General features: G+C 71.3%; 8 protein-coding genes. 4 read left to right on the top strand and 4 right to left on the bottom strand.

The features are described 5' to 3' along the window. Window positions 1-954: 954 nt before the first annotated feature. A complete protein-coding gene (locus tag QMZ92_RS10080; RefSeq protein ID WP_283296904.1) occupies window positions 955-3666 on the top strand; it encodes a helix-turn-helix transcriptional regulator in 2712 nt (903 codons plus the stop codon). 192 nt (window positions 3667-3858) lie between these two features. On the opposite strand, the gene rfbB is transcribed toward QMZ92_RS10080, so the two are convergent. From rfbB to QMZ92_RS10060, 4 genes are all read right to left on the bottom strand, one after another. After that, a complete protein-coding gene (rfbB, locus tag QMZ92_RS10075; RefSeq protein WP_283296903.1) occupies window positions 3859-4812 on the bottom strand; it encodes a dTDP-glucose 4,6-dehydratase in 954 nt (317 codons plus the stop codon). Beyond that, a complete protein-coding gene (locus QMZ92_RS10070) occupies window positions 4809-5873 on the bottom strand; it encodes a glucose-1-phosphate thymidylyltransferase (protein ID WP_283296902.1) in 1065 nt (354 codons plus the stop codon). Before QMZ92_RS10070 ends, rfbB begins: the two co-directional genes overlap by 4 nt. Window positions 5874-6083: 210 nt before the next feature. Then, on the bottom strand, window positions 6084-7304 hold the full coding sequence (locus tag QMZ92_RS10065) for a cytochrome P450 (RefSeq protein ID WP_283296901.1): 1221 nt from the start codon (window positions 7302-7304) through the stop codon (window positions 6084-6086). Next, a complete protein-coding gene (locus tag QMZ92_RS10060) occupies window positions 7301-8560 on the bottom strand; it encodes a glycosyltransferase (RefSeq protein WP_349307716.1) in 1260 nt (419 codons plus the stop codon). The genes QMZ92_RS10065 and QMZ92_RS10060 overlap by 4 nt, the downstream gene beginning before the upstream one ends. A 405-nt stretch (window positions 8561-8965) precedes the next feature. Here QMZ92_RS10060 and QMZ92_RS10055 point away from each other — a divergent pair, with 405 nt between their 5' ends. The 3 genes from QMZ92_RS10055 (at window position 8966) to QMZ92_RS10045 (ending at window position 15252) form a co-directional block, all read left to right on the top strand. Further along, window positions 8966-10480 carry a flavin monoamine oxidase family protein gene (locus QMZ92_RS10055; RefSeq protein WP_283296899.1) on the top strand — a complete coding sequence of 505 codons (1515 nt, stop codon included), beginning with the start codon at window positions 8966-8968 and terminating at the stop codon, window positions 10478-10480. Continuing rightward, window positions 10477-13752, top strand: a complete 3276-nt coding sequence (locus QMZ92_RS10050; protein WP_283296898.1) for a ferritin-like domain-containing protein — start codon at window positions 10477-10479, stop codon at window positions 13750-13752. The genes QMZ92_RS10055 and QMZ92_RS10050 overlap by 4 nt, the downstream gene beginning before the upstream one ends. Window positions 13753-13992: 240 nt before the next feature. After that, on the top strand, window positions 13993-15252 hold the full coding sequence (locus QMZ92_RS10045) for a cytochrome P450 (protein WP_283296897.1): 1260 nt from the start codon (window positions 13993-13995) through the stop codon (window positions 15250-15252). Window positions 15253-15280 lie beyond the last annotated feature (28 nt).

Raw genomic sequence — 15280 nt, 5'->3', positions numbered from 1 at the left:
CCCGGGTGAGGCGCAGGGGCCTCGGCGAGTTCCGCTCGCGCCGCCTGCTCGGCGATGTCCGGGTAAGGGCTGTCCCCAGGGACTGCGGGACAGCCCTTGGGCGTAGGCGTCACCGCCGACGGGAATCAGCAGGGGTGCCGACGCGCCGGCGGCGATGATGCAGAGGACCCGGGCCGCGAGGCCCTCGGGTCGTCCGGCCGGGTCGCGGTCAGTGCTCCGGGGCGCGTGCGAGGGCGTTCCCGGCACACTGCCGGGGCACTCCCTGCGCAGGCCATGACCGGTCGGCGACCGCTGCCGGCCACGTACGGCTGGGGCGTCGTCCCCACGGCCGGCTCGTGTCGCGGCCGTGCCCCGTCCGCGAAGCACCGCAGCAGCGTCGATTTGCCGATGCCAACGGGTGCGGTGAGGAAGAGCACCGCGAAGGAGTCCGCCGGGCCTTCGATGACCGAGCGGAATTGAGCCAATTCCTCGTGTCGTTCGACGAAGGTGCGCAGTCGGGTGGCGCACAAAAATTGGCCATGAGTGGCGGGAAAACGGTCGTCACTGCGAGGCGTCTTCGGTAGGACTCCATGGGGGAGTGAACGGCTTTGCGAACAAGACGGTCACCGCAATGATCAGGTCCCACGCGGCGCGCCGAGGGGCGAATCCCTTGCGCGCATGGGGTGATGACCCTGCAGGATGGCTCGTGGGTCGGCGCCCGCCGGCTCGCTGTCCATTTTCACCGACTGGTTTTCCGGGCGGTTTCCGGGCGATTTCCTGACGGCGTCGTCGCGGTAAAGAGACGCCATGGGTGGTCTTGCCTGCCGGGCGGCCTTATGATCGGATGTGAAATTGCGTGATCGAAGTTGGTCGATGAGGGGGGAAATGCACGCCTCTTCGTGGTCGGTAATGGAGAGAAGCGAGAAAGCGATTTCTGGCCCGGTTCCCACGAGGGATCCCATTTCCCGAGCAGAAGTGCGCGGTCGGGAAAAGCAGCTGGCCCAGACCAGCGCGCAGCTGCGCCGGGTGGCGCGCAGCGGGCGCAGCACGGTCCTCCTGGTGGCGGCGGCACCCGGCGCGGGGAAGACCCGCCTCCTCGCGGAAGCCGGCAGGCTCGCCGACGCCGACGGCTTCGTGGTCGTGGGCGGGAGCCCGGCCGGCTCCGACGCCGCGATCGAGGCGGCACGGACACGGCTTCGCCATGCCGGTGGCGCCCGCACCGCCGTCGTGCTCGACGATCTGCACCTGGCGAGCCCTCCCGCTCTGACAACGTTGTGCGACCTCATGGTGGCCCTCAGGGGGCTCCCGATCCTCTGGGTGCTCGCCTTCACGACGGACCGGGGCGACGTGCCGTCCGAGCCGCTGAAGGGCTGTCTCGGCAGGCTCCGGGCCATGCTTCCGGTCGAACCGGTCCGGGAGTTGGGGCCGATCGAGGGCGAGGCGCTGGCGCATCTGGTCGCCGACTGCACCGGGGCCGCCCCCGGCCCGGCGCTCCTCGCCCTGGCGGAGAGCGTCAACGACACGCCCCGTTGCGTGATCGAGCTCGTGCGCGGGCTCGCGGACGACGACCTGTGCGTGGTCGACGGCACCTCCCGGCCACAGTTCGGCCGGATCGGCGGAGCCCTCCTCGGCGGCGGTGTGCCCGCGCCGGTGCCGAAACGCTTCTCCATGCTCATCCAGCAGAATCTCAGGTCACTCTCCGAGCCCACCCTGAAGGCGCTCAGGCTGGCCGCGGTGCTCGGATCACCGTTCGCGCCGGAGGATCTGTCGGCCCTGCTCGGCGAAGCACCCGTCGGCCTGCTCGCGGCGGTGGACGAAGCGGTCGACCGGGGGCTCCTGGTCTGCGGCGAACACGACCTCGCCTTCCGGACCGAGCCGATCTGGCGTGTCCTGCTCGACTCCGTACCGCCACCGGTGTGCGCCCTGTTGCGCCGACAGGCGGCGAAGATGATGCTGCCGCGTTCCGACGGCGTGGAACGCGCCGCCCTCCAACTGGTCCACATCGCCCAACCCGGCAACACGGAGGAAATCCGCGTCATCTCCGAAGGGGCACGGAAGCTGCTCATCGCCGATCCGTCCACCGCGGCGTCGCTGGCGACCCGCTGCATGGAACTGCTGCCCCCCGGGCAGGCCGAACGCGTACGTCTGGCGCGCACCGCGGTCGAGGCGTGCACCAGGGCGGGCCACCTGGAGCGGGCGATCACCCTGGCCAAGGCCGCGATCGACGACACGGCGCCACTGGCTCCCCCGTTACCGGCGGAGCTCGCAGAGGACGTGGCCGCGCTGCAGGCCTCGATGTCGACCGCGCTGCTGCTGCTGGGAAACGTGCAGTCGGCGCGGCGTGCCGCGGGCGACGCGCTGGCGGCGCGACACGGCGGCGGCCAGCACCGGGAAGCCATGATCGCCCACCTCGCCGCTTCCTATCTGACCGGCGACGGTACCGCGGTGGACCGTGCACGGAAGATCCTCGACGCCCCCGACCGCCACACACGGGCCGTGCTGGTCGGTGCGATGACCTTCCAGGCCTTCGGGCAGTGGCGCGACGGCGAGGTGGGAGAGGCGGTGAGCACCCTGCGTGAGGCGGTCGCGCTCGACCGCACGGGCGAGGAGGGGCAGATCCTCGATCCGCGCTGGTTCCTCGCCTTCGCCCTCACCAGGACCGACGAGTACGAGCAGGCGGCGGCCGTCATCCAGAGTTCCGCCGCGACATCCGTACCGGAGACCGGAGCGCTGACCGCCGCCGTCCCGGCCGTGCTCCGCGCCCAACTGCATCTCGCCCAGGGCCGGCTGGACGAAGCCGAGGGGGAGGCCAGGACCGGTGTGGGTACCGACGGCTCCCACGTCCCGATGCTCGCACCCCAGGCATGGCTGGTCCTGGCCTCCGTCGCTCTGCGCCGGGGGAAGCTCACCCAGGCCGAGGACCACATCAGGCACTTGGAGAAGGACTTCCCCCAGCACGCCTCCAGCCCCTGGTGGGCCGCGCGTCTCCTGCTGACCGCCCAGCTGGCCGAGGCCCAGGCCGACCCCCTGGCGGCGGACGTGCTCGCGGAGATCGGTGCACGGGCCGGTGCGCTCCGCGAAGCGGTCCTGGAGGACCCGGCCGCCGCTGCCTGGTGCGTGCGCTCCATGCTCGCCGCGGACCGGCCGGACCTCGTCGGGATGGTGATCGACACGACGGAGCACCTCCTGGCGCGCAACCGTCGCCTCCCCTCGGTGCTGGCCACCGCCATGCACGCCCGCGCGCTCGCCGAGGGCGACGCCGACGCCCTGGCCCGCGCCGGCCGGCTGCACCGCAACCCGTGGGCACAGGCCGCCGCGGCCGAGGACCACGCCGCTCTCCTGCTCGACCGCGGGGACCACGAGAACGCGATCAGCGAACTGGACCGGGCCATGAGCGCCTACGGCGCGCTCGGCGGCGAGCGGGACGCCGCCCGGGTCCGGGCCCGCCTGCGCCGGCTCGGTGTACGACGCCGGCACTGGACGCACGCGAAGCGGCCCGTCTCCGGCTGGGAGAGCCTCACCAAGACCGAGCGCAAGGTGGCGGAACTGGTGGCCGGCGGTCTCACCAACCAGCAGGCCGCCCGCCATCTGTTCATCTCCCCGCACACGGTGGGGTTCCATCTGCGGCAGATCTACCGCAAGCTCGGGATTCGGTCCCGTACGGAACTGATCCGTCTGAGGGCGTAGCGCTTCGCCACGCGGCGGCGATCAGCATCCGGTGCGCAGGGGCTGTGTGGCGGCTCCCTCGTGCGGCCCGGCGGCGGCAGCGCCGTCGTGCGCACCGGCTTCCTCCGCTCCCGAACGCGCTCGAGCCGGAGGGACTTCCGCGGCGGAGCCGCCTGTCGGCACAGCCCCGCGCCGCCGTCGGGCCTTCGCCCCTCAGGGCGCCCTGCGCTTCCTCAGCGGCTCCCACCACTCGCGGTTGGCCGTGTACCACTCGACGGTCTCGGCCAGGCCCTGGTCGAAGGGGATGCGCGGGGCATGCCCGAGGGCCCGCAACCTGGCGTCGGTCAAGGAGTAGCGGAAGTCGTGGGCCTTCCGGTCCGGGACCCGCTCGACGCGTCGCCGGTCGGCGCCCAGTGCGTCGAGCAGCCGGACCGTGAGCTCCAGATTGGTCAACTCGGCGGTGCCGGCGACGTGGTAGACCTCACCCGGTTGCCCGCGGTCGGCGACCAGCCGAACGGCTCGGCAGTGGTCGGCCACGTGGATCCAGTCGCGTACGTTGGCGCCGTCGCCGTAGAGCGGGACGGTCAGGCCGTCGAGCAGGTTGGTGACGAAGAGCGGGATCACCTTCTCCGGGTACTGGTACGGCCCGTAGTTGTTGCCGCAGCGGGTGATACTGACCGGCAGCCCATGGGTGCGGGCGTAGGCGAGCGCGATCAGATCGCCGCCGGCCTTGGAGGCGGCGTAAGGGGAGTTGGGGCTGAGCGGGGCGGTCTCGTCCCAGGAACCGCTGTCGATGCTGCCGTACACCTCGTCGGTGGAGACGTGGACGATTCTCGGGGTACCCGCGTCGAGGCAGGCCTGCATGAGGGTCTGCACCCCGAGGATGTTGCTGCGGACGAACTCCTCGGCTCCGGCTATCGAACGGTCCACGTGCGACTCGGCGGCGAAATTGACGACGGCGTCGTGGCCGGGCACCACCTCGGCCATGAGCGCCGCGTCGCAGATGTCGCCGTGCACGAACGTGAAACGGTCCTCGACGGGCTCCAGGCTGGCCAGGTTCCCGGCGTAGGTCAGCTTGTCGACGACGGTCAGCTCGTCCTCGTCGGCGAAGGACCGTACGAAGTGGGAGCCGATGAAGCCGGCGCCGCCGGTCACGAGGATTCTCATGACGCCACCTGCACCTTGCTGTGGTCGCCGAGGACGAGGCGGTGGGCCCGCAGGACGCGGGGCGTCGACGTCACCTCGACCTCGCGTCCGATCAGCGAGCGCTCCACGCGCCGCACCCCGGTGATCGACGCCCCGCGCAGCACGATGGAGTACTCCACCTCGCTGTCGACGACCGAGCAGCCGCTGTCGATGGAGGTGAACGGGCCGATGTAGGAGTTGTGGATGCGTGAACCCGCCGCGACGACCGCGGGACCGACGATCCGCGATCCCGTGACGGTCGCGCCCTTCTCGATCACCACCCGGCCGATCAGCTCGCTGGACTCGACCTCGCCGGAGCAGTCGGTCTCGACGCCGTCCAGGACCAGACGGTTGACCTCCAGCATGTCGGCGACGTTGCCGGTGTCCTTCCAGTAGCCGGTGACGAGCGTCGACTCCACACGGCAGCCCGAGTCGATCAGCTCCTGGATCGCGTCCGTGATCTCCAACTCGCCCCGCCACGACGGCTTGAGCCCGCACACCGCGTCGTGCACGCGGGCGGTGAACATGTAGACGCCGACCAGCGCGAGGTCGCTCTTCGGGTGCTCCGGCTTCTCCTCCAGACCGATCACCCGGCCGCTGCCGTCGAGTTCGACCACGCCGAACGCACGCGGGTCCGACACCCGGGTCAGCAGGATCTGGGCATCCGGACGGTTCACCCGGAAGCGGTCCACGAGTGCGCCGATGCCGCCGACGATGAAGTTGTCGCCCAGGTACATCACGAAGTCGTCGTCGCCGAGGTAGTCCCGGGCGATCCCCACGGCGTGGGCGAGCCCCAGCGGCGCCTCCTGCGGGAGGTAGGTGACGTCCAGACCGAACCGTGAGCCGTCGCCGACCGCGCACTCGATCTCGGCGGCCGTGTCGCCGACGACGATGCCGACCTCGCGGACGCCCGCCAGGGCGATCGACTCCAGGCCGTAGAACAGGACTGGCTTGTTGGCGACGGGCACGAGCTGTTTCGCCGACGTGTGGGTGATCGGCCGCAGCCGGGAACCGGAGCCGCCGGCGAGCACGAGCGCCTTCATCGGCGCCCCGTCGGTGCGTCGGCCGCAAGGGTAGGAGCCATCATCTCCCCAACTGTCCATGGAAGGGCTGGGTGCCCGAGCCGTCCTGGTGAGCGCTCGGCGCCCGCGCCTCCGGGGCCGGTCGGCACGGGTGGGTTTCCGGGCGGCCCGTACGGGCGTCCTCCGCCTCCCGGCGTCGAGAGGCAGGGAACGCCGGCGGGCATCTCGTCGTCAGTTCAGTACGGCGGGCAGGGCGCTCAGCCGGCGGATCATCCACTCCGACTCCCACACGACGGCGGTTTCGCTGCTCAGCCGCGCCCTCGGGAAGCGCCGCAGGAACTCGCGCACGGCGATCTGTGCCTCCAGCCGGACCAGCGAGGCGCCGATGCAGTAGTGCATGCCGAGGCCGAAGCTGACGTGGCCGTGGCCGCCGCGTGCGGCCTCGAAGCTGTCGGCTCCCTCGCCCGGCTTTCGGTTCGCCGCCGCGATACTGACCTGTACCGGGGCGCCCTTCGGGATCAGGTAGCCGCCGAGTTCGATGTCCTCGGTGGGGAAACGCCATGTCGGGTGCGGGAACGGCGGGTGGACCCGGAGAGCCTCCTCGATCCAGCCCTTGATGTCCTCCTCGGACTGCGGCCGCTCCTCCGGTGGCCGGCGCAGCGCCTCGTACAGCGAGGCGGAGATCAGGCTCCCCGTCGTCTCGTAGCCGGTGATGATCATGCCCACGGTCCAGACGACGACCTCGCCCTCGGTGACCGCGTCCGGCCCGTCCGCGGCGGCCAGGAAACCCGTGATCACCCCCTCCCGCAGGGGGGCCGGGTCCTTCACCCAGCCCTCGACCGCCCCGAACAGCGCGCCGACCGCCTCCCGGCGTGCGGGGTAGTCGGAGGAGTAGAGCATGACGTCGGTGATGCTGCGCAGCCGTCGCTCGGCCTCCAGGGGCAGGCCGAGCATCTCGGAGATGAAGGCCAGCGGGACCCGGTGGGTGTAGTCCGTGACCACATCGACCTCGGCGGACGCACCGGCCCGCGACTGCTCCAACTCGGTCAGGAAACCGCCGACCTTGACGCCGACCCGTTCGCCCCACCTCTCGGTGTTGCGCGGGCTCAGCACCGGCTGGTGCACCCGCCGGATCCGGGCATGGTCCGCGCCGTCGCTCATGATCATGGCGCGGGCGTACTCCGGGGGCGGCTGCGATCCCACCATCAGACCGGGTCGGCGCATGAAGTCGGGGACCAGGGTGATGTCCTTGGCCATCTTGGGGTGGGCGAGCGCGGTCCGCACCAGCTCGGGGTCGCAGACGACCCAGGCGTGCTCGCCGAGGTAGGGGATGCGGACGACCGGCGCCACGCGCGCCGCGGCCAGCAGTTCCGGCATGCAGTCGAAGGGACCCGGGTCCACGGGCATGCTGGTCTCGGGGGCTTCCTTCAGGTCGGTCTTCGTGGTGTTCACCGTGTGATACCTCCTCCGGTGGGGATCTGGCCCTGGGAATCGGCCATGGACTCGATGAGATCGGCGGCCCGTCGCGGGGCGTCGCAGCTCTGGTGCTCCCGGGCCAGTGCGCGTGCCCGCCGCCGGTGGCCGCCGTCGTTCAGCACGGTGGCCACCGCGTCGCGCAGGACTGCCCTCGACACGGGCCGCTCGAGGACGACACCGGCGCCGGCCCACTCGACCCGCGCGGCCACGTCGGGCTTCTCCTCCGAACCCGGTACGACGACCAGGGGCACGCCCTGGGCGAGGGCCGCGTTGACACCGTTGTAGCCGCCGTTGGTCACCATCACGTCCACGTGTGGCAGCAGATGGTGGTAGGGGATGAACCGCTCCAGCCGTACGTTGTCCGGAATCGGCCGGAGCCGGTCGACGTCCAGGTCGGTCCCGGTGGTGACCACGAAGAGGACGTCCTGTTCGGCCAGGGCACGTACGGCCGGGACGAGCAGCCCTTCGACGTCGTTGGCGGTGGTGCCCTGGGTGATCAGCACCACCGGCCGGCCGCCGTGCAGGTCATCCCACCAGGTGGGCGGGTCGAAGTCCTCCGGGGGCAGCCCGAGGAGCGGGCCCACGAAATGGGTGCCCCGGAGCAGGTCGCTGCGGGGGAACTCGAAGGACGGGACGGTGCCCAGCAGATAGAGCGCCGGCGGGCGGGCGATGTTCTCCATGGCGGAGGTGTTCAGCCTCGGCAGGTTCACGGAGGCACGGACCCGGTCGGCCTCCCGGCGGAGGTCCCGCATCGCCACCTGGTCCGAGACGAGGCGGAGCAGCGCGTTGCGTATCCGGCCGAGCGGCGACGTGCTCGGTCCCAGCCCCCGGCCGAGTGGGGCGGTGTCCCTGCTGCCGAGGATGTAGACCGAATTGGCCAGCCACGCCAGCGGGATGCCGCTGCGTTCGCTGGCGAAACAGGCGCCGTAGCACATGTCGTCGGCGAGGACGCAGTCGGCCGGGAACCGTTCGAGGACCGCCAGGAGGTCGTCCATCTGGCGGGGTGCGGTCCGGTAGAAGATGTCACGGACACCGGTCTTGAAGTTCGCGAGTCCGGTCAGCCCGGCGTGGTCGGGGTAGGCCTCCTCGCGGCTCCTGCCGCCGAAGTCGACCTCGGGGTGCATGGGTTCGAAGTGCGCCCCGGCCTGTTCCACCTGCCGCTGGAAGGCCCGGCCGGTGTACCACCGCACCTCGTGGCCGCGCCGGGCCAGTTCGCATGCGACCTCGAGCATGCTCACGACGTGTCCTTGTGCCGGTGTGGTAGCGATCAACACGCGCGCCAACGTCGCCTCCTCAGGGGTCTCGTGTCACGGGTTGCGTCAGTGACCAGGGCACCCATCGGGCCCGGGCCGACCGTCCACGCACGCCAGCATCACCCCGTCGGGGGCCTGGACGGCGGCGGTGGGAAAACCCCGCGCACTCGCGCAGGATGGCGCCGCCGCGCCGCCCCGGTCACGGCGACGGGCGGTCCGTCGAACCACTCGTGCGCAGGCCCGCCGGGGGATACGGACGCACCGCCGCCACCCGAAGAATTGCCGATGCGCAATCCCCGGCATCGCCCCTTCCGAAACACGGAAAGGCGCCGCGTTCATCCCACACAGCCCCCGGCCTTGGACATCGCGTACTGGAGGAAACCTGTGACGGCACCCTTGCAGGACAGTGACGGGCCGGACGGCGCCATCGGTGGACCGAAGAAGGTAACCGTCATCGGCGCCGGCATCGCCGGTCTGGTGACGGCCTATGAACTGGAACGCCTCGGGCACGACGTCCAGATCATCGAAGGAAGCCGCGAGGTGGGCGGCCGGATTCACACCCACCGCTTCGCCGGTGCCGGTGAGGCCGGGCCGTTCGCCGAGCTCGGCGCCATGCGCATCCCCGCCGGGCACCGGCTGACCATGCACTACATCGCCGAACTCGGTCTGCAGAACCAGGTCCGCGAGTTCCGGACGCTGTTCTCCGACGACGCCGCCTACCTGCCCAGTTCCGCCGGATACCTTCGCGTGCGCGAGGCGCACGACACCCTGGTCGACAACTTCGCCGCCGCACTGCCGAGCGCGCACTACCGGCCCGACACCCTGCTGTTCGGGGCCTGGCTGGATGCCAGCATCAGGGCCATCGCACCCCGCCAGTTCTACGACGGGCTGCACAACGACATCGGCGTGGAACTACTGGATCTCGTCGACCACATCGACTTGACGCCGTACCGGTGCGGTACCGCGCACAACAGGATCGACCTGCACGCCTTCTTCGCCGACCACCCCCGAATACGGTCTTCCTGCCCGCTCCGGCTGGAGCGCTTCCTCGACGACGTGCTCGACGAGACCAGCTCCAGCATCGTGCGGCTGCGGGACGGCATGGACGCGCTGCCCCGGCGGCTCGCCGCCCGGATCCGCGGAAGGATCTCGCTGGGCCAGGAGGTCGTGGGCATCGACGTGCGGGACGACGAGGTGGTCCTGCGGATCCGGCAGGGCGTCACGACGGTCACCAGGACCTGTGACTACGTGGTGTGCACCATCCCGTTCACCGTACTCAGGAAGATGCGGCTGACCGGCTTCGACCAGGACAAACTGGATATCGTCCACCAGACGAAGTACTGGCCGGCGACGAAGATAGCCTTCCACTGCCGCGAGGCATTCTGGGAGAAGGACGGCATCAGCGGGGGTGCCTCCTTCACCGGCGGCCACGTCCGGCAGACGTACTACCCGCCCGCCGACGGCGACCCCGCGCTCGGTGCGGTGCTGCTCGCCAGCTACACCATCGGCCCGGACGCCGACGCCCTCGCCCGGCTGAGCGAGGCCGAGCGGAACGCCCTCGTCACCAAGGAACTGAGCGTGATGCACCCCGAGTTGCGCAGGCCGGGCATGGTCCTGGGCGTGGCGGGCCGGGCCTGGGGCGCACGCCGATGGTCCTGGGGAGCGGCCACGGTCCGGTGGGGTCAGGAGGCCGCCCTCCGCGAGGCCGAACGACGCGAGGCCGCCCGGCCGCAGAGGGGTCTCTTCTTCGCCGGCGAGCACTGCTCGTCGAAGCCCGCGTGGATCGAGGGCGCCATCGAGTCGGCGATCGACGCCGCGCACGAGATCGAGTGGTGCGAGCCGCGCGCCAGGGGCGTGTTCGCCGCCTCCCGCCCGAGCCGCTCGGACCGGTCGGCGTGAGTGTCTTCGACCTGCCCCGGCTGCACTTCTCGGGAACCGCCACGACCCATGCGCCCACCGGCGCCCGTAGCGGCCTCGTCGACCTGGCCACCAACACGGCACTCACCGCCGACGGGCAGCCCTTCCCGGCCCGCCGTCCGCCGGGCGAGTACCACGACCACCTCGACCGGATCGGGCCGAGGTACGACGTCACCGGCCGCCCGGCGTCCGACGGACCCTTCAGCGCGGCCAAGGGCGAGGACTTCGCCGGCAACGGACACTTCGCCGTCGACGCGCGGATCGTCGGCGTCGAGCGCCGCGCGGGCGACCTGGAAACCGAGGATCCGGTGATCGGGCGCTCCGTCGACATGTGGGGGCACTACAACGAGTACCTCGGCACCACGGTCAACCGAGCCCGCGTCTTCGACGTCGACCCGGCCTCCGACTGGACGACGACCCTCATGGTCGGACAGTTCTGCTTCGGGCGTGACGGCCGCTCCCACGACGTCGGCTACATGGCCACCGGCACCGTCCACGGCTTCCACCCCCCGAGGTGGCACAACACCCACCACATGAGCGGCGTCGGGGAGCACTGGCTGGCCGACCGGCTGCGCCGGTCCGTGGTCCACCAGTTCGTCGTGACCGAGGACGCCGGACTGACCTGGCTCGACGAGGCGGCCGTCTCACCGGCCGTACGGCTCCTGCGGGACACGGTGGCGGGCGGGCGGGCCGGAGGGCTGGTCGTGCAGTTCGCACTCAGCCAGCTGTCCCCGCCCGAGGCACCCGACCGGCCGGGCCGCTGGCGACTGCGCGGAACCGTCGCTCCCTGGCGTCCGTGCGAGCCGCGTACCTACCCGGCGGGCCGCCTGCTGGTTCCGGAGCGCCCCGGGCCCGGAGGGCCGCACAACCTCACCGTCGAACTGACGGACTGCCACGCCGTGCTCAACATGATCACCGCGGTGCCCGTCTCCGGCTCGGTGCGAGACGGTCGGTCCGTGGCCGTGCCACTCGACATCGGCGATCTCGAACTGCGGACGGCGGACAGCGATCGACTGGTCGCCCGGGTGCCCCGGCAGACCTACCTCGGGGAGGCGTACGCCCTCGCCGGCGGCGTGGTGACGGTCCCCATCGAGATGCCGGCGGGGGAGGCCGCAGAGGAGGCGCTGCACCTGGTCGGAACCGGTCCCGACGGCCCGGTGGTACACCTGCGCGAGAAGGAGGTCAACGTCCAGGTCGACGACGCGGCCGTCATCCTGGAGCACCCCCGGGACGCGGACGACGCGGACCACGACGTCGAGGTGCTCGTGCGGTCCTTCGTCCGGGGCCGTCCGGCCGCCGTCGACGAGATCGGTGTACGGCAGTTCTTCAACCCCCGGGCCATGCCGCGTGACCCGGCCGCGGCTTCCCCCGACGCGCGGTGCTCGGACATCGACGTCGTCCGGGTGCGTGCGGGACGACGGGGCGGTGACGGCGCATGGTCGAGCACGTGCGCTCTCGGCACGGACGACGCGGGCCGGGGCTGGTTCACCCTGCGGGGCGCGGCGGCCGGGACCGCCCGGGTCCTGCTGTCCACCGGCCCCGACGACCTGCCGTGCGACCCGGACCGACCCGGCTCCGCCACGCTCGGCCACGACCACGACGACGCACTCGGCTACTGGCCCGGCGCCGGGTATCTGACGGTGCGGGTGCTGCCCGACGACTGGCGGCTGGCCGGGATAGGCCAGGACGAGGTGACCTTCGACCTGGTGTACGAGGAGGTCTTCGCGTTCTACGAGCACACGTACTCGTTCATGAAGGCGGAGGTCTTCAGCCTCGCGGACCGCTGCAAGGTCGAGACGTACGCCAAGCTGATCTGGCAGATGTGCGACCCGCGCAACAAGGCGAAGACGTACTACATGCCGCCCACTCGGGAGCTGTCCGAACCGAAGGCGCAGCTGCTGCTGACGTTCCTGCGGGCCCAGCAGAAGCCCGACGAAGTGCTGTTGGCGGTGCCGGCCACGGGCCGCAGAAGACGGAGGATCACCACCCGGGACCAACTCGTCAAGGTGCTGCGCGACGCCGCCGCGATCGAACTGGCCGTCATGCTCCAGTACCTGTACGCCGCCTACTCGGTGCCCACCCACGGCGCCGGGGCCGAGTACGTGCGGCGGGGGCTGTGGACGCCCGAGCAGCTCCGGCTCGCCTGCGGTGACGGCGGGGAGACCCTCGACGAGGGCATCCGCAGCATGCTCCTGAACATCGCCCGCGAGGAGATGATCCACTTCCTGCTCGTCAACAACATCCTCACGGCGGTGGGCGAGCCGTTCCACGTGCCCCGCATCGACTTCGGCACCGTCAACCACGAGCTGGCGGTCCCGCTGGACTTCTCCCTGGAGCGGCTGGGACCCGGCAGCGTGGAGCGCTTCGTGCAGATCGAGCGTCCGGAGGACCTCGTCGACGAGGTACGGCGCGGCGACGGACCGGCGGCCCCCGCCGCGTACGACGAACGGCACCCGTACGGCTCGCTGAGCGAGCTCTACGCGGACCTCAGGGAGGGACTGCAGAACGTCCCGGATCTCTTCATGGTGGACAAGGGCAGAGGAGGCGGGGAGCACCACCTGTTCCTGCGGGAGTCCCTCAACCGAACCCACCCCGACTACCAGCTCGAAGTCGACGACCTCGCCTCCGCGTTGTTCGCCATCGACGTCATCACCGAGCAGGGAGAGGGAGGAGTGCTCGACCCGGGAGGCGAGGAGACGTCCCACTACCACGCGTTCCTGCGCATCTCCGAGCTGCTCCGCAGCGCGCCGACCGACGGGCCGCACCCGGGCGCCGAACGGTGGAACCCGGCCTACCCCGTCGTACGGAACCCGACCCTCGGTCAGGGGAACCCGGCGATGGAGACGGTCACCGATGCCGGCGCCCGGGCGGTGATGAAACTGTTCAACCGCGCCTACTTCATGGCGCTGCAGCTCATGGTCCAGCACTTCGGCGAGTGCCCCGACGCAGCCCTGCGGCGGTCCGACCTGATGAACGCGGCGATCGACATGATGACGGGCCTGATGCGCCCGCTCGCGGAACTGCTCGTGACCATGCCGTCGGGGCGCCGGGGCATGACCGCCGGACCGTCGTTCGAACTGATCGAGCAGCCGATGGCCGTCTCCCGCCCGGACGTGGCCCGGCGCGGTATTGCCCGGCGTCTCGACGACCTCGCCGCGGAATGCGGCAAACATCCCGTCGTGCCCGCGCGCGTCGGCGAGATGAGCGCGTTCTGGGCCGACCACTTCCGGCCGCCGGGCCGCCTAGTGCCGTGACCGGAAGGGTTCACCGGCTCGCGACGCCCCGCACGGCACCTCGCGGCGTTGTCGGAGTCGCCCGAGTACGCCCGGTACGAGGGCGGTCCTCCGCCTTGCGATGCACCGCACCGTACGCCGCGAGCTTCCCGGCAAACCCTTCCGGCCACAGCACTAGCGGGCCGACCGCGACCGGCCGCCCCGCAGCCGGAGAGTGCCCTGAGCCACCCCCCCGCCGCACTGCCGACCGAAGGAGACCGCATGCCCCGTCCGACGCTGCCGCGGTTCGACCTCATGGGCTGGGACAGGGAGGACGTCAGCCACCCGTATCCCGTGTACCGGCGCTACCGGGAGGCCGCGCCGGTCCATCGCACCGCATCGGGCCCGGACAGGCCGGACACCTTCTACGTCTTCACGTACGACGACGTCGTCCGTGTCCTGTCGGACCGGCGGTTCGGACGGAACCCGCGCGTGGCCTCCGGCGACGCCGGCACCCGCACGGCCCCCGTCCCGATCCCCGCCGAACACCGGGCCCTGCGGGCCATCGTCGAGAACTGGCTGGTCTTCCTGGACCCGCCGCGCCACACCGAGCTGCGCTCCCTGCTCAACACCCGGTTCTCGCCCTCGATCGTCACCGATCTCCGCCCGCGCATCACCCGGCTCGCCCAGCAACTCGTGGAGCGGCTGGGAGGGTACCGCGAGGCCGATCTCATCGAGGGCTTCGCCGCACCCTTCCCCATCCTCGTCATCTCCGAACTGCTCGGCCTGCCCGAGGAGGACCGTGCCTGGCTGCGCGCTGGCGCGGTCGCCCTCCAGGAGGCCAGCACCACCCGATCACGAGGCGCCGGCGGCTACGACCGGGCCGAGGCGGCCTCCCGGGAGTTCGCGCGTTACTTCCGGCGGGAGGTGGACCGACGGAGCGGGGGCGACGGTGGCGACCTGCTCAGCCTCCTCGTCCGGGCCCGTGACACCGGCACACGGCTGAGCGTGGACGGGATCGTCGGCACGTGCGTCCATCTGCTCACCGCCGGACACGAGACCACCACCAACTTCCTGGCCAAGGCCGTGCTGGCCCTGCGAGCGCACCCCGAGACCCTCGCAGAGCTGCGTGGCGCACCCGAGGCGACGCCGCTCGCGGTCGAGGAACTCATGCGCTACGACCCGCCGGTGCAGGCCGTGACGCGTTGGGCGTACGAGGACGCGCGCCTCGGCGGGTACGACGTGCCGCGCGGCAGCCGCGTGGTCGCCCTGCTGGGCTCTGCGAACCGGGACCCCGCGCGCTTCCCGGACCCGGACGTCCTGGACGTCCACCGTGCCGCCGACCGGCACCTGGGCTTCGGCCTCGGCATCCACTACTGCCTGGGCGCGACGCTGGCCCGCGCCGAGGCCGAGATCGGCCTCAGGACCCTGCTGGACGGAGTCCCCGGGCTCGGCCGCGGCGGTCACCGGGTCGAGTACGCCGACGACTTGGTCTTCCACGGCCCGAAGCGGCTGGTCCTCGACCTGTCCGACCTCCCGTGACCCGCAGCGAGGCATCGACACCGCACGA

The organism is Streptomyces sp. HNM0645, assembly GCF_030056615.1.
In the GTDB taxonomy this organism is placed as follows: Bacteria; Actinomycetota; Actinomycetes; order Streptomycetales; family Streptomycetaceae; genus Streptomyces; species Streptomyces marianii.
This window is presented reverse-complemented; position numbering and strand designations above follow the sequence as displayed.